A 20,095-nucleotide genomic window follows, 5' to 3' on the forward strand; every position below is an offset into this window, starting at 1 on the left:
CAGCCTACCATACGCGCACCCGGGCGGTGGGCGCCAGATAGAGCTTTTCGTTGGGCTGCACGTTGTAAGCGCCGTACCAGGGGTCGAGGTTGCGGACGACCCACACCCGCTGTTCGGACGGGGAATGCGGGTCGGTGATCAACCGCTGGCGCAGGTTCGCCTCACGGTAGTTGCGCCGCCATACCTGCGCCCAGCCAAGGTAGAAGCGCTGGTCCCCGGTGGTGCCGTCGAGGGTCGGCGCGTCCTGCTGTCCAAGCGAATGCTTGTAGGCGTCGTAGGCAATGGTGAGCCCCGCCAGATCACCGATGTTTTCGCCCAGGGTAAAGGCACCCTTCACATTGGCGCCCGGGAAGATCTGGTAAGCGTCATACTGCGCCACCAGTTGCTTGGTCGCAGCCTCGAACGCCGCCTTGTCGGCAGGTGTCCACCATTCGTTCAGCCGGCCGTTCTCGTCATACTTCGAACCCTGGTCGTCGAAATGATGGCTGATTTCATGCCCGATCACCGCGCCGATTCCGCCATAGTTGATGGCCGGATCGGCGTTGGGGTCGAAGAACGGCGGCTGGAGGATGGCGGCCGGAAACACGATCTCCTGCATGCCGAAATTGGCATAAGCGTTGACCATCATCGGGGTCATGCCCCACTCCCAGCGGTAGATCGGCTTGCCCAGCTTGCCGATGTTCCAAGCATAATCGAACCGATTGGACCGCATGGCATTGCCGATGAGGTCGTTGCGGCTGACTTCCAGGCCGGACATGTCCCGCCACTGATCGGGATAGCCGATCTTGGTCGTGAAATTGGCGAGCTTGGCCCGCGCACGCTGCTTGGTGGCCGGCGCCATCCAGGTCAGGCCATCGATGCGGCGGCCCATCGCTTCCACCACATTCTTCACGAGGGCGTCCGCGGCAGCCTTGGTCTCCGGCGGGAAATAGCGGGCGACATAGAGCTTGCTGACATCGTCCTGCAGCGCACCAACCGTGAAGTCGACGCCGCGCTTCCACCGCTCTTCCTGCTGCGGCGTACCCGACAGCGCCGTTCCGTAGAAGGCGAACTGTTCCTGGTCGAACTTCTTGGGAAGGTAGGGCGCATACGCCATCAGTGAGCGAACCAGCAGCTGGTCCTTCAGTACGCCAAGCGGCGCCTGGCGAACCGCCGCGGCGATGCCCGTGATAGCGCTCGGCTGAGCCACGATCAGGCTATCCACCCCCTGCGCGCCGCTGGCATCGATCATCTGGCTGAAATCGAAGCCGGGCGCGCGCCGCTCCAGCTCCGCCACGGTCATCTTATTGTAGGTCTTGTCCGCATCCCGGCTGTCGACCCGGTTCCAGTGCGCGCGGGCAATTCCCGTCTCGAAATTGAGGATGGCCCTGGCCCGCGCGGCGGCGTTGCCCTCACCCGCAAGCGTCAGCACGTTGGTGAGGTGCTGCAGATATTTGGCCCGGGTTTCGACCAGCTTGGCGTCGGTGGACAGGTAATAGTCGCGGTCGGGCATGCCGATACCCGCCTGGAACATCGACAGAATATACTGGTCGGGGTTCTTGTCGTCCTGCCCGACATAAGCGCCGAACGGGGTCGAAACGCCCATCCTGGCGGCCTCGGCGTAGAGCGCGGGGAGCTGGGCCTTGCCGGGGACGCCTTTGACCTGGTCGAGCCACGGCTGGAACGGGGCGAGGCCCTTGGTCTCGATCGCGGCTTCGTCCATGAAGCTGGCGAAGGCCGCGCCGATGCGGCTGTTCGGGTCCTTGGACGCTTCCTCGATCAGCGTCCGCGTCCGTTCCCGCGACAGGTCGTCAAGCGCGCCGAACATTCCGTAGTTGGACTTGTCGGCCGGGATGGGCGTGTTCTTCGCCCAGGTCCCGTTGGAATAGGTGTAAAAATTGTCGCCCGGCCGGACAGAGGTGTCCATGCCGGTCGTGTCGAAGCCGAAGGTACCGAGTGCCGGCTTTGCCGGAGCCGCCTCGGCAACCGCGGGCGCAGTGTCGACCGGAGCCGCCGTTTCGATTGCCGACGGAGTGGTTGCGCAGCCGGCCAGGATGGTGCTCGCCGAAAGCAGGAAAGCGATACGCTTCATCAGGTTACCTCTCCAGATTGAGACTTAATGTTTGAACAATTCCGGACGCGTGCGCCTGCGCCATTTGGCCCCGACCCACCAGCGCCAAACGACCATCGACACGCCATAGCCGACCAACGCACTCACGATCGCGATGATGAACAGGCCGGAGATCATCGAGGGAGCCGCATCGGACAGTAGCCAGGAGACCCAGCGGCTAACGGACGCGCCGCTGGTGTAGAGAGCTTCGAATGCTGCCAGGTCGGCGTGGAATCCCAGACGATTGCCGACCCAGATCGAGGCCACCAGAAAAAAGGGCGTGGTCGCCGGATTCGATAGGAACGTCATGGCCGCCGCGATCGGGATGTTGGCCCGGAGCGGGATCGACAACAGCGCGGCGCCGACGATCTGCAGGCCCGGGACCATGAGGAAGATGCCGATGAACAGGCCGGCAAAGACGCCGCGCGGGACCGAGCGCCGAGTGAACCGCCACAGCTCAGAATGACGGACCCGCTCCCCGAACGGCCGCAGCCAGCGGCTTTCCAGCACTTCCTCGCGAGAGGGGGTGGCCCTGGCGGCGAGCCGTGAGAACCAGGTCGAGCGATCAGCCATTGTTGCGCAGCAAGCGCCCCTGTTCACGCTTCCAGTCGCGTTCCTTGATGGTTGCGCGCTTGTCATGGACCTTCTTGCCGCGGGCAAGTGCCAGTTCGACCTTCGCCTTGCCGGCCGAATTGAAGTAGATGCTGAGCGGCACCACCGTCAGCCCTTGCCGGGTGATCGCGCCCTGCAGCCGCCCGATTTCCCGCGCTTTGAGGAGCAGTTTGCGCCGTCGCCGCGGCTCATGATTCATCCAGCTGCCAGCGCCATATTGCGGGATGGACGAGTTGATCAGGAAGATCTCGTCTCCCTCCACGGTTGCATAGCTTTCCGCGATAGACCCTTCGCCGATGCGCAGTGACTTCACCTCGGTGCCCTGTAGCGCGATACCCGCCTCGAACCGGTCCTCGACAAAATAATCGAAGCGGGCGCGCCGGTTCTCAGCGACGACCTTGTGCTTGTCGAATGGTGCGGGAAGTGGCTTGGCCATGACGTGTCGATGGGCAAGTAGAGGGGCCGCGCCGAACTTACTAGTGCGTTAGGAGCCCTGCATGCTCCAGCGCCTGATCCACTTCCCGGCGGCTCGCGTCGCCGGCGCGAGTCATCGGAGCGCGAAGGTCCTGCGGAAAGCCAGGGCGGACCCGGCTGAGGGCGTATTTGACCGGCCCGGGCGAGGCGTCGGTGAATAGTGCCGTATGAAGCGGATAAAGCCGATCCTGGAGTTCCAACGCGCGGGCATAGTTCCCGGCCAGCGTAGCCTCCTGAAACTCTGCACAGAGCCGGGGCGCAACATTGGCCGTGACGCTGATGCAGCCGCGCCCGCCCATGGCGTTGAATGCCAGCGCCATGTCGTCGTTGCCCGACAACTGGACGAAGTCAGCGCCGCACGCTGCCCGCTGCGCGGATACCCGGCCGATCGCTCCGGTCGCATCCTTCACCGCAACGACATTGGGCAGCTTGGCCAGCCGGCCCATCGTCTCGACCGCGATGTCGGTCACGGTTCGGGCCGGCACATTATAAAGGACGATCGGTATGCCGACTTCGGCCACCTTCGACAGGTGGAGATAGATGCCCTCCTGGTTCGGGCGATTATAGTAGGGCGGAACATGGAGCGCGGCGGCAGCGCCGGCGTCCCTGGCGGCGCGGGTCAGCGCGACGGCATGATCGGTGACGTTGGAACCGCAGCCGGCGATCACCGGGACCCGGCCATCGGCAATCTCCACGGTGAAGGCGATCAGGCGGCGATGTTCTTCATCGCTCAGGGTCGCCGATTCCCCGGTCGTTCCGCAGGCCACCAGGCCGTCCGTGCCCTCGGCGATCTGCCACTCCACGAATTCGCGAAATGCACCCTCGTCGACCTTTCCTGCGGTGAACGGTGTCACAAGTGCGGGGATCGACCCGGAAAACATCGGCATTTCCTTCACGAGGGGATTCAATCGAAGCGCATTGGTGATAGTTAAATGCTATTCATCAGCTGATAAGGACGAGTGGCGGAGTATGTCCAGCATGAGGAACGTGGCTTTTCTGCTCCCCCTGGTGCTCGGATCGGCCGCGATGGCGAGCTCGACCCAGCTGGTACCCGTTCAGACCCGCCTGGCCTACACGCCGGCGCCGGGCGCGGCGGGTGACGTCAACTGGGCGATCACCGACTGGCGCCGGCTGCGGGCGTCCAACGGATACAGCTTTGCCGACTATGCGCGCTTCCTCATCGCCAACCCCGATTGGCCGGGCGAAAGCGCGATGCGCCGCAACGCGGAACGGCAAATGCGGGCCGGCGAGAACCCGGCGACCGTGGCGGCCTTCTTCGCAACCGAGAAGCCAACCACGGGCGCCGGCTGGGCGCGGCTTGCCGAAAGCCTGCTGGCGCAAGGACGGCAGGCGGAAGCGATAGCCGCCGCTCGGGAGGCGTGGGCCGCGCCGAATCTCAGCGCAACCGATGAATACGCCCTGTTCCAACGGTTCGGCACCACCTTCACAAGCGCCGACCATGACCGCCGGGTCGATCGGCTGCTGATCGACCGCGACCCGCAGAATGCCCAGCGCATGCTGGTGTCCGCCAGCCCTGCGCGCCGCCCCGCGTTCGAGGCCCGGGTCGCGATGCAGCTTCGACTGCCGGATGTCGAAGCCCGCTACAACCGGGTGATGGGCCAGGTGACGCAAGACGCCGGCCTCATGCAGGATCGGGCCCGCTATCTGCGCGAGGCCAATTGGGATGCCGCCGCGCGTCAGCTGCTCGCCCGTCCGCACGGCTTCGTCCATCGTCCGGTCGACGCCGACAAATGGTATGAATTGCTGCTGTCCGTGGCTCAGGGAGCGGCTCGCGATGGTCAATTGACCTTGGCTTACAATATCGCGCGACAGGTCGACGATGCGCTGCCGGCCGGTGCGAACCTGAGCCTTCAACCGCTTGGCATCCGCGACAAATACACCTCGTTGACCTGGCTGGCGGGCACGACCGCGCTGCGCGGCCTCAACCGGCCCGGAGATGCCGTGGCCATGTTCGACCGTTACGCCCGTGGCGGCCGCTCACTGCAAGTCTCATCCAAGGGCAATTACTGGGCGGGACGCGCCGCGACGCAGGCAGGCCGATTTGCCGAGGCGACCGGCTATTTCGGGCGCGCCGCCATCTATCCCGAACTGTTCTACGGCCAGTTGGCCCTCGAGCGGCTGGGTCGTGCAGTCCCGGCGCCGCAAGGATCAGCGGTGATTCCCACGCCGTTGCAGCGACAGGCGTTCCAGACCCGCCGCCTCGTGCGGGCCCTGCAGGCACTGAACGCCGGTGGCTATCGGCAGGAAGCCGCCCTCTTCGCCCGCGCCCTGAGCGAGTCCGTGCATAACGACGCCGACCGGCAACTGGCGACCGAACTCGCAGCCCAGATCGGGCGCCAGGACCTTGCCGTCTGGACGGCGCGGTCGGCCCGCAACGACGGCACTGCCTTCTATGTCCGTCAGGCCTACCCGGTCATCGGCGCGCCGCTGGCCGATGCCAGCCTGTGGTCGCTGGCGCATGGAATCACCCGTCAGGAATCGAGCTTCGACCGCTCCGCCGTCAGCCACGCCGGCGCCCGAGGCCTGATGCAGCTGATGCCGGGGACTGCCCGGGAACAGTCGGGCAAGATGGGCTATGGCTATGATTTTAATCGGTTGACGTCGGACCCGGCGTATAATGTGATGCTTGGCTCGGCCTATTTCCGGCGGCTTCTTAACACCTGGGACGGGAATTATCCCCTCGCCATCGCCAGCTACAATGCGGGTGCCGGCAATGTGCGAAAGTGGATCAACGCCAACGGCGATCCGCGGCGGCAAGGGGCGGACATCGTCGCCTGGATCGAGGATATCCCGTTCCTTGAAACCCGCGGCTATGTCCAGCGCGTGCTGGAAAACACGGTGGTCTACGACCGGCTGAACCCGCCCGCGTCGCGCCAGCCGCGGCAGCTCAGCTACTTCCTTCGGAAGAACAACCTCGGCTAGGGGCCGGGGCATGGCCGACCGCTTCATCACGCCGGCGGGCTTTGCGGGCATCCGGGCCGAATATGAAAAACTGTTCGGCGAGGAACGGCCGAAACTGGTCGAGGTGATCAGCTGGGCGGCCGGAAACGGAGATCGTTCAGAGAACGGCGACTACATCTACGGTCGCAAGCGACTGCGCGAGATCGATCGGCGGCTGGGCTACCTATCCAAGGTGATGAAGACCGCAAGGGTGGTGGATCCCGCCCGCCAGGATAGCCGGGACGAGGTCCGCTTCGGGGCAACGGTGGAGCTGGCCGACGACGGAGATAACCGCCGCGTCCTGACGCTGGTCGGCGAGGACGAGGCGGACGCCACCAACGGCCGGATCAGCTGGAACTCACCGATCGCTCGCGCTCTGGTCGGGGCAAGAGTCGGCGACGAGCGGGTCGTGCGGTTGCCGAGTGGAGAGAAGAGCTACGAGGTGGTGGCGATCGATTATCCGGCCTGAGCGGCAATGCCCCGAAGTCGCTCGAACAGCGGATGCTCGGTCATTGGCACCGTTCCCACCGCCGCGAAGCCGGGAAGCCATCCGTCCTGTTCGCAACTTAGCAGGGCGAGCTTTGCTGCTTCAGCCGCAAGCACACGGTCGCCTTGCTTCAGCGAGATGATTGCCCAGGCGGAAGCCTGTTCGAACTCCATTCCAGGGAACAGCGCATCACCCGGGCCCTTCAGGACGCCCAGCGCCCGATCGTAGCGCTCTGTTAGGCCGTGAATGGCGACCAAAAACGGGTAATCGAACTCCACACTGGTGCGATAGCGGGGCTCTCGACGCTGCTGCTCCAGCAACATTTCGAGCGTGTCGAGCGCTTGATCGACATCACCCGACACATATCGTGCATGGGCAATGTCGAGCAGCGCGTGCGCCACGAACATGGGGTCACCCATTTCGACGCACCGGCCGAGCAGGTCGATCGCAACGGCCGGGTGCGTGTCCTTCAGCAGTGAACCTTGGATGCGGAGATATTGTGCCTTCTGTGCCTTCGCCCGACAGAGCTTGGCTTCGAAGGCTGCTGCGACGTCGTTGTTCCAGTCGGTGTTGCGGTACCAGTCGGACACCGGACGGTCAGCCGACCGGCTGCGCGGCCGCCTCCCCCGTCACCTTGATCGAAAGCTCCTTGAGCTGCCTGGCGGTGACAGGAGCCGGGGCGTTCATCATCAGATCCTCGGCCTTCTGGTTCATCGGGAAGACCACGACCTCGCGGATGTTGGGTTCGCCGGCAAGCAGCATGACGATCCGGTCGATGCCCGGCGCCGAACCGCCGTGGGGCGGAGCGCCGAACTTGAAGGCATTAATCATGCCGGAGAAGTTGGTGTCGACTTCTTCCTGCGTATAGCCGGCGATCTCGAAGGCCTTATACATGATGTCCGGCCGGTGGTTCCGGATCGCGCCGGAGGAAAGCTCCACGCCGTTGCAGACGATGTCATACTGCCACGCTAGGATGTCGAGCGGATCCTGGGTCTCCAGCGCCTCCAACTCGCCCTGCGGCATGGAGAAGGGGTTGTGGCTGAAGTCGATCTTCTTCGCGTCCTCGTCATATTCGAACATCGGAAAGTCGACGATCCAACAGAACTCGAACCTGTTCTCGTCAATGAGGCCAAGGCTATGGCCGACGCGCGTCCGGGCCAGGCCGGCAAGCTTGGCGGCTTCAGCTTCCTTGCCGGCGGCGAAGAAGATGCCGTCGTCCGGTCCGAGGCCGAGGTCGGCAGCAAGCTTGTCCATGCCGTCCGTTCCGTGATTCTTGGCGATGGGGCCGCCCCACTCACCGCCCTTACGGGTGGCGTAACCCAGGCCCGCGAAGCCTTCGCTGCGAGCCCAGTCGTTCATGTCGTCGAAGAATTTGCGGCTCCTGTCGGCCGTGTTCGGCGCCGGGATGGCGCGCACGACGGCGCCCTTTTCCACCAAGCCGGCGAACAGGCCGAAGCCCGAGCCGCGGAAGTGGTCGCCAACATCGGCGATGATCAGCGGATTGCGCAGGTCCGGCTTGTCATTCCCGTACTTGAGCATCGCCTCCTTGTAGGGGATGCGCGGGAAGGCGCCTTCGGTCACCGAACGCCCCTTGGCGAATTGGCGGAACAGGCCGGCAAGGACCGGCTCGATCGCGTTGAACACGTCGTCCTGGGTGACGAAGCTCATCTCGAAGTCGAGCTGGTAGAACTCGCCCGGCGAGCGATCCGCACGCGCATCCTCGTCGCGGAAGCAAGGCGCAATCTGGAAATAGCGGTCGAACCCGGCCACCATCAGCAGCTGCTTGAACATCTGCGGCGCCTGCGGCAGCGCGTAGAACTTGCCCGGGTGCACCCGGCTGGGCACCAGATAATCGCGCGCGCCTTCCGGTGACGAGGCGGTCAGGATCGGCGTCTGGAACTCGGTGAAGCCCTGCTCGATCATGCGCCGCCGTACGGAGGCAATGACCTCCGAACGAAGCATCATGTTCGCGTGCACCTTTTCGCGGCGCAAATCGAGATAACGGTATTTCAGCCGGATATCCTCGGGATACTCCTGCTCGCCCGCCACCGGCATCGGCAGTTCGGACGCCTGGCTCTGCACCGTCACTCCGCGCGCGAAGACCTCAATCTCACCGGTGGGCAGGTTGGCGTTGGTCGTGCCCTCGGCGCGGGCCTTCACGGTACCGTCGATCGTCACGACCGATTCGACCCGCAGGCGATCAAGGATCGGCAGCGCCGGACTGTCCGTGTCGGCCACGATCTGGGTAAGGCCGTAATGGTCGCGCAGGTCGACGAAAAGCACCCCGCCATGATCGCGCTTGCGGTGGATCCAGCCCGACAGCCGGACGGTCTCGCCGACATTTTCGCCGCGAAGCTGGGCGCAGTTGTGGGTGCGATAGGCGTGCATGTTTCGCTTGTCCGATTGGGTAAGGAGGAACGCGGCGCGCTTCCCCTCCCCCTCCCGCTTTGTCAACCCGCGCGCCCGGCGCTAAGGGCTACGGCAACATGCATATTCATCCGCTGATTACCGACAGCGCCAGTCTGGCCGCGCTGGTGAGCCGCCTCGCCCAACACCCATTCGTCGCGGTCGATACCGAGTTCATGCGCGAGAATACCTACTGGCCCGACCTGTGCCTGCTGCAGATCGCCTCGCCGGACGAGGCCGCCGCCATCGATCCCAAGGCGGAAGGGCTGGACCTGACGCCGCTGTGGGACCTGTTGGTAGCCAACGAGGAGGTGCTCAAGGTCTTCCACGCCGGCGGGCAGGACCTCGAAATCGTGCACAACATGACGGGCAAGGTGCCCCACCCGCTGTTCGACACCCAGATAGCGGCAATGGCGCTGGGGTTCGGCGAGCAGGTCGGATATTCCAATCTGATCGAATCCATGCTTGGCCACAGTCTCGACAAGGGCGCTCGCTTCACCGACTGGAGCCGCCGCCCGCTCGACAAGCGTCAGATCGATTACGCGATCGGGGATGTCACCCATCTGGCGACGATTTTCCCCCGCATGGTGGAAAAGCTGCGCCGTCAGCGTCGGGGCGACTGGCTCGACGAGGAAATGGAGCGGCTGGCGGACCCCTCTTCCTTCGCTTTTGCGGCCGAGGACGCGTGGAAGCGGCTGAAGCTGCCGTCGCGCAATCCGGCGGTCTTGGGCCGGCTGAAGGCGCTGGCCGCGTGGCGCGAGACCGAAGCCCGGGGAAAAAACCTGCCGCGCGGCCGGATCATCAAGGACGACACTCTTAACGAGTTGGCGGCTCATCCGCCCAAGTCGCAGGACGATCTTGGTCGCGTTCGCGGCCTGTCGGCAGGCTGGCGAAACAACGACATCGGGGCCAGGCTGATGACCGCGCTGGCCGAGGCGGAGCCATTGGGCGGCGCCGATCTGCCGGACCGGGAACCGCGCCGGCCCGGCCTGACCAAGGATGCCGCGCTGGTCAGCGATCTCCTCAAGCTGCTGCTCAAGATCCGGGCCAAGGAGGTCGGCGTCGCGCCCAAGCTCATCGCTCGTTCAGACGAGCTGGAGATGCTGGCGGCGGGCGTTCGCGACGGGCTGGCGATCCTGTCCGGTTGGCGGTTCGACCAATTCGGACATGACGCACTGGATCTGGTCGAAGGCCGGCTCGCGTTCGCGACGGAGAACGGCAAGCTCAAGATGACCCGGACGGCAAAGGAACCTGTGGATGCGTAAATTGATCGGCTTGACGCTGATTCCCCTTGCCGCCTGTGCCGCGATGCCGGGCGACGAACCCGTCGCGCGGGTCGGTGTCGGGGAGTGCCGCAACGAAGGCTTGGAGCGCTTCACCGGTCAGCCCGCGACGGCTGAGCTCGGCGCGGAAATGCTGCGGGTCTCCGGAGCTCGGACGCTGCAATGGATTCCGCAGGGAATGATGGTGACGATGGAGTTCCGCTCCGACCGGCTCCGCGTCAGCCTGGATGCGAACAACCGGGTCGAGCGCGCCCGCTGCGGCTAAGCGTCAGGAATTGGCGAGAACCGGCTCAAGGCCGAGGGCGGCGGCAAGCTGACGGAAGCGCTTGCGCACCGTATCAGAGTAAAGCGCGCGATCGCTTGCCTTGAACGACAATAGCAGCCGTTCGCCGTCGACCGACAAGGCAGTGCGCTTCAACAGGCTTGCCGTTCCGCCGCTGAGCCGCTGCGCGAGACGGATGGCGCGGCCCCAGCGGTCAGCGTGCTCCAGCACCCGTTCCTCGACCAGCGTGCCCACATTGGGATCATAGGCGCCGTCGCCGCCGAACGCGCTGCACAGTGCGCGACCCAGGATCGCCCGGCCCTCCGCGTCGATCCCGACCCAATTGCCATGCACGCCCATGTCGACGGCCCATTCGGCGCGAAAGTCCGGGTGAGCGTTCCAGGCGACGTCGGCCAACAGACAGGACGCAAGCCGTAGCCGGGCATCCTCGCGGCTGTCGTCGGGGAAGAGCGGCGCGATCCAGCGGTCGAGCAGATGCCCATGGTCGCCGAACCTGCCAAGCCGCTCGCCGACCTCCAGCGCAGCCGCCATCAGCGGGTCTTCCGCCTTCATCTCCGGCGACAAATTGTCGAACAAGATGCCCTCGCGCAGCCCAAAGGCGCTCGCGACGATCCGCCCCGGCTGGAGCACTCGGCACAGCGCATCGAGAACGGCCGCCGCGGCCGGCAAGGTCTGCAGGCGCGAGGATTGGAACCCCATCCGGTCACGCAACTCGTCCACGCTGCTGCTTCGGACAAGTTGCCGCAATTCGCGCACCCGCTCCGGTTCGAGCTGGTGCTGGTGGATGATCGGCAGCGGGTGCCCCGTAAGATGCTGATCGAGTTGTACAAAGGCCCGGAATGAGCCTCCCACGAGATACAGGCTACCCTCGCGCGCGGCGCGACGGATTTCGGGCGGGATGCCCTTGCGAAGCGCTTCGCTGATTGCACGGGCACTGGCCTTGTCACCAAGTCGCAAGACGCCAAGCGGGAGGGAAACGCCGCGTGCCGGAACTCCGTCGCTCACGGGGGTCAGTTCCAGGCTGCCGCCACCCAGATCCGCAACCAGGCCATGCGCTTGCGGAATGGCGGAGATTACGCCCAGGGCCGAAATCCTCGCCTCCTCTTCGCCGCTGATCAGCTCGGGCTTGATCCCGGCTTTTTCCGCCCGCTTGAGGAAATCAGGTCCGTTGGACGCGTCCCGCACGGCGGCGGTTGCAACGGCGTGAAGCTTCTTGAGCTTCATTTCCCTGGCCAGAAGCCTGAAGCGGGCCAGCGCCTCCAGCGCCGCGTTCATCGACTTGTCGGACATCTTGCCGCTCTCGTCGAGTTCGCGGCCAAGGCCGGCCATCACCTTTTCGTTGAAAAGTGTGCTCGGCACTCGCTCCGATCCGCCATAGGCGACGAAGCGGACCGAGTTTGAGCCGATGTCGATGATGCCGACGGGGCCGAACGGCCGGGACGAGGTCATCAACCGCCCTGGTCCAGGCGCAGCTTGGGCACCGCCTTGCCGCCCAGCGCCTGGCCCCTGCCGGAGAGAGAGGGGTTGGTCATGAAATAGCGGTGCAGGTTGAAGCTCTTCTTGCCGGGAACCACCCGGGTGTAACGCCCGTCCCCGTCGAGGACCCAGCTTTGCTGATTATCGATGAGGTTGGCGACCATGATCTGGTCCAGCACCTGCGCGTGCACCGTGGCATTTTCCAGCGGCACGGCCACCTCCACTCGGCGATCCAGGTTGCGCGGCATCCAGTCGGCGGAGGAAATGAAGACCTTCGCCTTGCGGTGCGGCATCTTGGCGCCGTTGGCGAACGCCCAGATCCGGCTATGCTCCAGGAAGCGGCCGACGATGCTCTTTACCCGGATGTTCTCGGACAGGCCTGGCACACCCGGGCGAAGACAGCAGACTCCCCGGATGACGAGGTCGATCGACACCCCGGCCGAACTGGCCTCGTACAGCTTGTCGATGACCTGGCCGTCGACCACGCTATTCATCTTGGCCCAGATCGCCGCTGGTTTGCCCGCCTTGGCGTTCGCAATCTCGCTGTCGATCAGGCTCAGCAGCTTCTGCCGCAGCGCGAGCGGGCTCATGGTGATCAGTTCCAGCCCCTTGGGCGGTACGTAGCCGGACACATAATTGAACAGTTTGGCCGCATCCCGCGCCGCCCGTCGCGAGGCGGTGAAGAAGCTGAGGTCGGTGTACACCTTGGTCGTGGTCGGGTGGTAGTTGCCGGTACCGAAATGGCAGTAGGTGCGAAAGATCTCGCCCTCGCGCCGGACTACCATCGACACCTTGGCGTGGGTCTTCCATTCGACGAAGCCATACACGACCTGCACGCCCGCTCGCTCGAGGCGCGAAGCCCACAGCAAGTTCTGCTCCTCGTCGAAGCGAGCCTTCAGTTCGACCACCGCGGTGACCGACTTTCCAGCTTCCGCCGCTGCCACCAAAGCATCGATGATCGCCGACTGTTTGCCGGCGCGGTAAAGCGTTTGCTTGATCGCGACGACGTCCGGATCGCTCGCCGCCTGCCGCAGAAAGGCGACCACCACGTCGAAACTTTCGAACGGGTGATGGATGACGATGTCCTTGGCGCGGATCGCGGCAAAGCAATCACCGCCATATTCGACGATCCGTTCGGGGAAGCGGGGCTGGTAGGGCGTGAATTTGAGGTCCGGTCGCTCCTCCTCGACCAGCTGACCCAGGTCCGCGATGCCGATGAAGCCGCCGCTTTCCGCGATGATCGCATGTTCCGCCTTGAGGCCCATGCGCACCAGCAGTTCCAGCTCGGCGGGCGCGTCGGCACTGAATTCCAGCCGGATTACCCGGCCGCGCCGACGCTCCTTCAATGCGGAGCGAAAGTGACGGACAAGGTCCTCGGCGTCTTCCTCGATCTCGATATCGCTGTCCCGCAGCACTCGGAAGGCACCCGCGCCCAGCAGCTCGAAGCCCGGGAACAGCAGGTCGAGGTGCGCTGCGACCACCGCATCGATTGCAACGAACCGGGCCTTGTCGCCGGGCAGGCGGACGAAGCGCGGGATGGAGGCCGGGATCATCACGACTTCGTTGACCAGCTCCCCGTCGGACGGGTCGACCATTGCGAAAATCAGGCTGAAGCCACCGTTGGGAATGAACGGAAAGGGATGCGACGGATCGATTGCCAGCGGCGTCAGCACCGGCAGGATCTGCTGGGCAAACCAGTCACGAAGCCACGCCCGCTCCGCATCCTCAAGGTCGGCCGGAGTGATCACTGCCAGCCCTTCCGCGGCCAGCAGTGCAGACAGCTCACTCCATGCGGCCTGCTGCTCACTGACCAACCGGTCGGCTTCCCCGCTGATCAGGGTCAGCTGCTGGCCGGGCGTGAGCCCATCCTTGGACGGCTCGTCCACGCCTTCCAGCTGCTGTTCCTTGAGGCCGGCCACCCGGACCATGAAGAATTCATCAAGGTTGGATCCGCTGATGGACAGGAAGCGGAGCCGTTCCAGCAGGGGGTGGGCGAGGTTCGCTGCCTCCTCCAGCACGCGCCGGTTGAAGGCCAGCCAGCTGAGTTCCCGATTAAAATAGGGTGACACGGTGCCGGGCTTGGGGCCGCCCCGTGACGCCTTGATGTCAACCGGCGCATTCACGGCTCAACTTCCTCCATCGATCAGGCCGCCCGCGACCAGCGCCCGCTTGACGGTCGGCAGGGTCAGACGCGCCCGTTCGGCAATGGCAAAACGGTCGATCGCTTCGACGATCCGCTCCGCCGTCCAGTAGTCGCGCGTGACCCGCGCCACGACATAACGCATCGCCTCATCCGGAAGATGCAGTCCCCGGTCAGCAAATAGCCGCCGCAGGATCGCCGCGAACAGCTGGTCATCGGGTGGAAAGATCCGCGCCACAGGGGTGACCGCCAGCCGGGTGCGGAGGTCCGGCAGTGTCGGCTGCCACGCCGGGGGCGCCTCATCCGCGACGATCACCAACGGGCGGCCGCTTTCTTGCGCCGCGTTCCACGCGTGGAACAGCGCCTCTTCATCGTGTGACTGGGCATCGTCAAACAGGCGCCCGCCGACTCGGGCGACGAACCCGCGGGCAAGCAGCGAGCGGCCGGACCGCCGGGGGCCGGTCAGGATCGTAGCCTTGACCGGCCACATGCTCCAGCGGCGAAAATGCTCCCATGCCTCGCTATTGGCCGCTCCCAGGATGAACCGGCTTTCGTCGCCCCCTTGCGGCCAGTCGAGCGGAAGCGCGATCTGGTCCGGCGGCCGCATCAGTCGCTCTGGCCCTGCGGCTGCGGCTGCGGTTGAGCCGGCGGCGGCGCGGGCTGCGGTGGAGCAGGCGCCGGCTGAGGCGCGGGCGCGGGAGTCGGCGCGGCACGGTAGCCGGTGATCCGGAACACGCCGCCCTCCGCCACGTCCGTGGTCCAGCCGCGCGCATTGAGTGCGGCCGCGAGCTGCCCCTGTGTGCCCCGATAAGTCACCGCCAGCACGGCGCGGCCGAATTCCTGCACCCCGGTCACGCCGGGGATCGAGCGGAGCCAGCCCACTGGCGAGTAGGGACTTGTCACCACGATCTGGATGGTGCGGATCGGCGCCTCCGTCTGGCGCTCCTGCTCGTTTGGCGTTTCCTCTTCCACCACGGGCGGCGGTTCGAATACGATCAGGCTGCGATCGGGTTGCAGCAGGCCCGCCGCCTGATATCGGGCGAACAGCGCATCCATTCGCTGCGCGCCCTCATTCATCATCCCCTGCAGTTCGGCACTGTTCTGCGCGGTCAAGGTGAAGGTGCCGAGCGGCTTCCGGTCGGCGCCGAAGTAACCGACAAACGTCGCGGCAGCGGGGCCGCCGGGATAGATGCGCCGAACCTGCACTTCGGCCACCAGCACGTCGGCGGCGCCGTAGAGATCGATGATGTTGCGCCACCAGCCCCGCCCCGGGCGCCTGGTCTGCGCGGCGTTGATCAGCAGCGGGTCGATGCCCATGCCGGAGACGCGGACATAATCGATCGGGCTTTGCGAGGTGCGGAATTCGGCCCAGGCGCGCTGCCATGCATTGCGGGTCTCGACGCTGGTCATCGTGCCGCCGCTGACCGTCACCGGGATCAGCAGCATCGGGGCCGAGCGCCGGATCCGGCCCGCCACGCCCAGCAGCTCCCCTGCCCGCGCGCGGTCGAACAGCACGCCAAGGCTGGCGATGTAGCGGGTGGGCCCGATCTGCTCCTGTTCGACGATGATCGAGCTGACCAGCCCGTCCAGCGTCGAATCCGGCAGGTTCGGCGCTTCGCTGATCGGGCGTCGATTGGTCTGAGCCCAAAGTTTCCTGAAGCCTTCGCGCTGGGCAATGCGCCACCCGGCATAGCGCGCCTCGTCCGCGGTCTTGCCGCCGACGTCGACCTTGATCCCGCCGACTTCCAGCGTGTTGGAACTGTCGAGAGGCAGGATTCCGCGATCCCCGGATTCGAGCTGGGCCCACACCGCACCGCCACCGATGGCGGAGAGGAGGAGCGCGAAGCCAAGGAAACGGACCGTCCGGTTGGGCAGCATGAGCCGCCTTCTGGCGACAACGGCGTGGATTTCCAAGCGCCTTCTCGGCTACGGCATCAATCCATGGGGCTGACATATGAACAGGCCGGGGTGAACATCGCCGCCGGCAACGCCTTGGTGAAGGCAATCGGACCGCTCGCCAAATCCACCCGCCGGCCGGGCGCGGACGCGGAGTTGGGCGGCTTCGGCGGCTTTTTCGACCTCAGGGCGGCCGGCTACTCCGACCCGCTGCTGGTCGCGGCTAACGACGGTGTGGGCACCAAGCTGAAACTCGCGATCGATACGGGCAAGCACGGGGGTGCCGGCATTGACCTGGTCGCCATGTGCGCCAACGATCTGGTTGTTCAGGGCGCAGAGCCGTTATTCTTCCTCGACTATTTCGCCACCGGGAAGCTCGACAACGCGGTAGCGGAAGAGGTCGTGGCGTCGATCGCCGAGGGGTGCCGCCAAGCCGGCTGCGCACTGATCGGCGGCGAAACGGCCGAGATGCCGGGTATGTACGCCCCCGGCGACTACGATCTCGCGGGCTTTTGCGTCGGCGCGGTCGAGCGCGGGCAGTCCCTGACCGGAGAGACCATCGCGCCGGGCGACCTTATCCTTGGGCTCGCCAGTTCCGGCGTGCACAGCAATGGTTTCAGCCTCGTCCGCCGCATCGTCGCCGATCGGGACTGGAAGCTCGATCGCCCCGCTCGGTTCTATCCGGAACGATTGCTCGGCGATGCGCTGCTGGAGCCCACGCGGATCTACGTGAAGTCGCTTCTTCCCGAGATTCGCGCCGGGCGGATCAAGGGTCTTGCGCACATTACAGGTGGCGGTCTGCTGGAGAATATTCCGCGCGTGTTGCCCAACGGCGCGCACGCAGTGGTCGATGCCGACAGCTGGGACCTTCCTCGCCTCTTCGCCTGGCTTCAGGCTGGCGGTGGCATCGAGCCGGAAGAACTCGCGCGGACGTTCAACTGCGGCATCGGAATGGTCGCGATTGTCGCTGCCGAGACGGCGCAAGAGGTCGCAGCCAACCTGCAGGCTTCGGGCGAGACGATTCACCAGATCGGTCGCATCGAGGCAGGCATCCGCGGCTGCACCGTGCGCGGCTCCGATGAGACGTGGAGCGCTCAAGGCTGCTGGAGCGCCACGCACCATCATGGGTGACAAGGCGCGCGTCGCCGTCCTCGTGTCCGGGACCGGCAGCAATATGGCCGCCCTCATCTATGCCGCACGGGCGGCCAACTGCCCCTACGAGATCGTCCTGGTCAGCGGAGACACGCCGGACGCGCCCGGCCTCGCGCTGGCCGAGGCCGAAGGCGTCTCGGTCGTTCGCTTGCCGTTCAACAAGACAGATTTCTTCGAGCGGCTGGACAGCACCTTGCGCGATGCCCAGCCCGATCTTGTCGCCCTCGCCGGCTTCATGCGCATTCTTCCCGCCCGGTTTGTCGGCGCGTGGGAAGGAAAGCTTCTCAACATTCATCCCTCGCTCCTGCCCAAGTATCGCGGCCTCCATACGCATGCCCGAGCGATTGACGCCGGCGACACCCATGGTGGCGCCTCCGTTCACCTCGTGACCCCCGAAGTGGACGCCGGCGAAGTCCTTGGGCAGGTTGCTGTCGCGATCATGCCCGGAGACACGCCCGAAACGCTGGCCGAGCGGGTGAGGATCGCGGAGCACCAGCTTTATCCCCGCGTCCTTGCCGACTTCGCAGCACGCCCATTCGACGCCGGCTGGATCGAGCGCCAGGTCGACGCGCTCGCCGGCCGGCTGCCGGAAGTCACGCGCAAGACCAGCCACGGTTCACCCGGCTGGGCGGTCGGCGGTGAGAAGAATGGCAAGCTGTTCGCCATCATCGCCGATCGTCACCACGGCGAAGACGCGGTCGGCCTACTGGTCAAAGCCAGCGGTCCTGACGAGATGGCCGGGCTGATCGAAGCGCAGCCGGACCTTTACTACTGGCCCAAATATTACGGCGCGAGCGGCTGGTTGGGGCTCAAGCTGAATCGCCGCGACGTGGACTGGGACCAGGTGGCCAATTGGCTGGAACGCAGCTGGCGGTCCTGCGCGCCGACAAGACTGACGAAGCTGATGCGCACCGCCGATCTTTTTTAGTCAGGCTCACCGTTTGCAAGGGGTCTCCAGAGCGTGCGTGATCTATTGGGTTTGAGTGGCCGTACCGTCCTGGTCGCGCTGTCGTGTCTTGGCGCCGTCCTGGCGGCGACCATGGTCGTTCGCGCAATGCCGGTAAGCTTGTATCAGCAGCGAATTCTTGCTGCCGTCGACCGGGGGGTCCTTCCTCGACTTTTCCCGGCGCTGAAGGGCGTGGAGTTCGCAAGCCCCCGCTACAACGGCAACGATTGCCTTGTCCTCGACATGCTCGTCACCAGGCCAACTGCAAACCTGGAACAGCGATCCAATTCCTTGTCGAGGAGCCTCCGGAGCTACTCGAACATGGGGCCGGACCTATGTGCCAACATGATTGAATCGGCGTCGGGCCGCTCAGGCGCCATCATGCCCTATCATCGGTACATTCATGGCTATGTCACCGGAATCGGATTGCTCCTCATTCCGTTTGACTTCGGCGTCGCGACAGCCCTGCTTTATGGCTTTAATCTCGTCCTGGCGGGCCTGATCGTCTGGTCCGGACTGATCCGTCGACCGCGCGAGGCCGGATTCCCCTACGCGGCACTTGGCACGGGGGCATTCCTCTTCACCGGAATGCATTCCTTCGGCTGGTCGCCGTCCTTTTCGTTCGGCGATCTCACCCTGCTCGGGTTCCTGCTGTTTGCCGCCCGAAACAGCTTGGCGGAAATATCGAAAGCCCGCCTGGCGACGGCCACGGCCCTCTTTGGAGCAGGCGTTGCCGCGTTCGAGTTCCTGACCGGCTACGTGCCAATCGCACTCGCCCTGATCCTTGCGATCTTCGCTATCGAGAGAAGCCTCGAATGGCGGCGGGTCGGGCTGGCGATATGGTGCTTTTCGCTTGCGTTCCTCACGATGTTTGCTGCGAAATTCCTGCTCGTCGCGCTTAGCACTGAACCTGCCATCGGGCAGGAGGCGGCAGGTCGCCTCGCAAAATGGATGTCGATCGACCAATGGGACATCGCACCCGAAAACGCGCTGACCTTAGAGCGGCTGGGGATCTCGCCGGAACAGATCAAGGACAGTCGTCTGCTCGGCTTCGGCTACAACATCGCCAAGATGGTCTATCACTCGCCCTACATGATGGGGTCGCGGATCCTTGGCGCGGGCGTCATGATCCTGGTTCCGGCGCTTTTGGTGGGCATCACGCTGCTCCGTCGGCTGCATGGAAAGGCCGCTTGGCTGGGAACGGCGCTGACCCTGTCGCCGCTTGTGGTGATATTCGGATGGCACTTGCTGTTCGTGAGTCATGGCATTGTCCATACGAGCTTCATGAATCGTACGCTCGCTTGGGCGGGAGTGCTCTCGATCGGTCTTCTGGTATCCCGTTGGCTGGGCGAACGGGCCACTCGCGAAAGCTCGCCGGGCGCCGCACAACCGATTGGCTGAGCGCAAAAGGGCCGCCGGATCACTCCGGCGGCCCAATGCGGGATAGTCAATGAAGCTGGACCAGTTCAGCCGACGATTTCTTCCGGCTTGAAGAAATAGTCGATCTCGATCCTGGCGTTTTCATCGCTGTCCGAACCATGGACCGAATTGGCCTCGATGGATTCCGCCAATTCCTTGCGGATCGTGCCGGGCTCGGCATTTTCCGGGTTGGTGGCGCCCATGATGTCGCGGTTGCGCTTCACGGCGTCTTCACCTTCCAGCACCTGCACGACCACGGGGCCGCTGGTCATGAAGCTGACGAGGTCGTTGAAGAAGGGGCGCTCGCGATGGACGCCGTAGAAACCCTCGGCCTGCTCGCGGGTCATCTGGATGCGCTTGGAAGCGACGACGCGAAGACCCGCTTCCTCCAGCATCTTGGTGACCGCACCGGTCAGGTTGCGGCGGGTGGCGTCGGGCTTGATGATCGAAAAGGTGCGCGTCACGGCCATG

At 64.9% G+C, this 20,095-nt stretch carries 18 protein-coding genes; 7 read left to right on the top strand and 11 right to left on the bottom strand.

The features are described 5' to 3' along the window. Positions 1 to 4: 4 nt before the first annotated feature. The 4 genes from AC4GYS_RS10605 to dapA are packed head-to-tail and all read right to left on the bottom strand — an operon-like array spanning position 5 to position 4,056. Complete coding sequence (locus AC4GYS_RS10605; protein WP_491109045.1) at positions 5 to 2,071, bottom strand: M13 family metallopeptidase; 2,067 nt, start codon at positions 2,069 to 2,071, stop codon at positions 5 to 7. A gap of 24 nt (positions 2,072 to 2,095) precedes the next feature. Beyond that, positions 2,096 to 2,662 carry a DUF2062 domain-containing protein gene (locus AC4GYS_RS10610; protein WP_491109046.1) on the bottom strand — a complete coding sequence of 189 codons (567 nt, stop codon included), beginning with the start codon at positions 2,660 to 2,662 and terminating at the stop codon, positions 2,096 to 2,098. Continuing rightward, positions 2,655 to 3,137, bottom strand: a complete 483-nt coding sequence (gene smpB, locus AC4GYS_RS10615; RefSeq protein ID WP_491109047.1) for an SsrA-binding protein SmpB — start codon at positions 3,135 to 3,137, stop codon at positions 2,655 to 2,657. Before smpB ends, AC4GYS_RS10610 begins: the two co-directional genes overlap by 8 nt. A gap of 40 nt (positions 3,138 to 3,177) precedes the next feature. Then, complete coding sequence (dapA, locus tag AC4GYS_RS10620) at positions 3,178 to 4,056, bottom strand: 4-hydroxy-tetrahydrodipicolinate synthase (RefSeq protein WP_491109406.1); 879 nt, start codon at positions 4,054 to 4,056, stop codon at positions 3,178 to 3,180. Positions 4,057 to 4,153: 97 nt separating this feature from the next. Here dapA and AC4GYS_RS10625 point away from each other — a divergent pair, with 97 nt between their 5' ends. Together AC4GYS_RS10625 and greB are read left to right on the top strand one after the other, a co-directional pair. Next, positions 4,154 to 6,118, top strand: a complete 1,965-nt coding sequence (locus AC4GYS_RS10625) for a lytic transglycosylase domain-containing protein (protein ID WP_491109048.1) — start codon at positions 4,154 to 4,156, stop codon at positions 6,116 to 6,118. A gap of 10 nt (positions 6,119 to 6,128) precedes the next feature. Further along, the gene (gene greB / locus AC4GYS_RS10630; protein WP_491109049.1) at positions 6,129 to 6,605 is read left to right on the top strand and encodes a transcription elongation factor GreB; all 477 of its coding nucleotides are present in this window, start codon (positions 6,129 to 6,131) and stop codon (positions 6,603 to 6,605) included. On the opposite strand, the gene AC4GYS_RS10635 is transcribed toward greB, so the two are convergent. Then, entirely contained in the window at positions 6,593 to 7,213 is a 621-nt protein-coding gene (locus tag AC4GYS_RS10635; RefSeq protein ID WP_491109050.1) for a hypothetical protein, read from the bottom strand. The genes greB and AC4GYS_RS10635 overlap by 13 nt on opposite strands. Before the next feature lie 7 nt (positions 7,214 to 7,220). Next, positions 7,221 to 9,011: an aspartate--tRNA ligase gene (aspS, locus tag AC4GYS_RS10640; RefSeq protein ID WP_491109407.1), complete on the bottom strand. Its 1,791-nt coding sequence runs from the start codon at positions 9,009 to 9,011 to the stop codon at positions 7,221 to 7,223. Between the two features lie 98 nt (positions 9,012 to 9,109). Between aspS and rnd the strand changes: the two genes are divergently transcribed. Together rnd and AC4GYS_RS10650 are read left to right on the top strand one after the other, a co-directional pair. Further along, entirely contained in the window at positions 9,110 to 10,294 is a 1,185-nt protein-coding gene (gene rnd, locus AC4GYS_RS10645; protein ID WP_491109051.1) for a ribonuclease D, read from the top strand. Next, positions 10,287 to 10,577 (top strand): I78 family peptidase inhibitor, encoded by a 291-nt coding sequence (locus tag AC4GYS_RS10650; protein WP_491109052.1) that lies wholly within the window; start codon positions 10,287 to 10,289, stop codon positions 10,575 to 10,577. The genes rnd and AC4GYS_RS10650 overlap by 8 nt, the downstream gene beginning before the upstream one ends. A gap of 3 nt (positions 10,578 to 10,580) precedes the next feature. Here the strand turns inward: AC4GYS_RS10650 and AC4GYS_RS10655 are convergent, their stop codons facing one another. The 4 genes from AC4GYS_RS10655 to AC4GYS_RS10670 are packed head-to-tail and all read right to left on the bottom strand — an operon-like array spanning position 10,581 to position 16,089. Next, positions 10,581 to 12,044 carry a Ppx/GppA phosphatase family protein gene (locus AC4GYS_RS10655; RefSeq protein WP_491109053.1) on the bottom strand — a complete coding sequence of 488 codons (1,464 nt, stop codon included), beginning with the start codon at positions 12,042 to 12,044 and terminating at the stop codon, positions 10,581 to 10,583. Further along, positions 12,044 to 14,176: an RNA degradosome polyphosphate kinase gene (locus AC4GYS_RS10660; RefSeq protein WP_491109408.1), complete on the bottom strand. Its 2,133-nt coding sequence runs from the start codon at positions 14,174 to 14,176 to the stop codon at positions 12,044 to 12,046. Before AC4GYS_RS10660 ends, AC4GYS_RS10655 begins: the two co-directional genes overlap by 1 nt. 21 nt (positions 14,177 to 14,197) lie before the next feature. Then, positions 14,198 to 14,818, bottom strand: coding sequence for an HdaA/DnaA family protein (locus tag AC4GYS_RS10665; protein WP_491109054.1), 621 nt, complete (start codon positions 14,816 to 14,818; stop codon positions 14,198 to 14,200). Further along, on the bottom strand, positions 14,818 to 16,089 hold the full coding sequence (locus AC4GYS_RS10670; protein ID WP_491109055.1) for a heavy-metal-associated domain-containing protein: 1,272 nt from the start codon (positions 16,087 to 16,089) through the stop codon (positions 14,818 to 14,820). The genes AC4GYS_RS10665 and AC4GYS_RS10670 overlap by 1 nt, the downstream gene beginning before the upstream one ends. Positions 16,090 to 16,152: 63 nt before the next feature. On the opposite strand from AC4GYS_RS10670, the gene purM reads away from it, so the two are divergent. From purM to AC4GYS_RS10685, 3 genes are read left to right on the top strand one after another with little or no spacing between them, the layout of a single operon-like run. After that, positions 16,153 to 17,238, top strand: coding sequence for a phosphoribosylformylglycinamidine cyclo-ligase (gene purM, locus AC4GYS_RS10675; RefSeq protein WP_491109057.1), 1,086 nt, complete (start codon positions 16,153 to 16,155; stop codon positions 17,236 to 17,238). After that, the gene (gene purN, locus AC4GYS_RS10680; protein WP_491109058.1) at positions 17,231 to 18,187 is read left to right on the top strand and encodes a phosphoribosylglycinamide formyltransferase; all 957 of its coding nucleotides are present in this window, start codon (positions 17,231 to 17,233) and stop codon (positions 18,185 to 18,187) included. Before purM ends, purN begins: the two co-directional genes overlap by 8 nt. 33 nt (positions 18,188 to 18,220) lie before the next feature. After that, a complete protein-coding gene (locus tag AC4GYS_RS10685) occupies positions 18,221 to 19,606 on the top strand; it encodes a hypothetical protein (protein ID WP_491109059.1) in 1,386 nt (461 codons plus the stop codon). A gap of 65 nt (positions 19,607 to 19,671) precedes the next feature. Here AC4GYS_RS10685 and ndk read toward each other — a convergent pair whose 3' ends face one another. Continuing rightward, a complete protein-coding gene (gene ndk / locus AC4GYS_RS10690) occupies positions 19,672 to 20,094 on the bottom strand; it encodes a nucleoside-diphosphate kinase (protein WP_491109060.1) in 423 nt (140 codons plus the stop codon). Position 20,095: the final 1 nt, after the last annotated feature.

Source organism: Sphingomonas sp. SP1 (assembly GCF_058313395.1).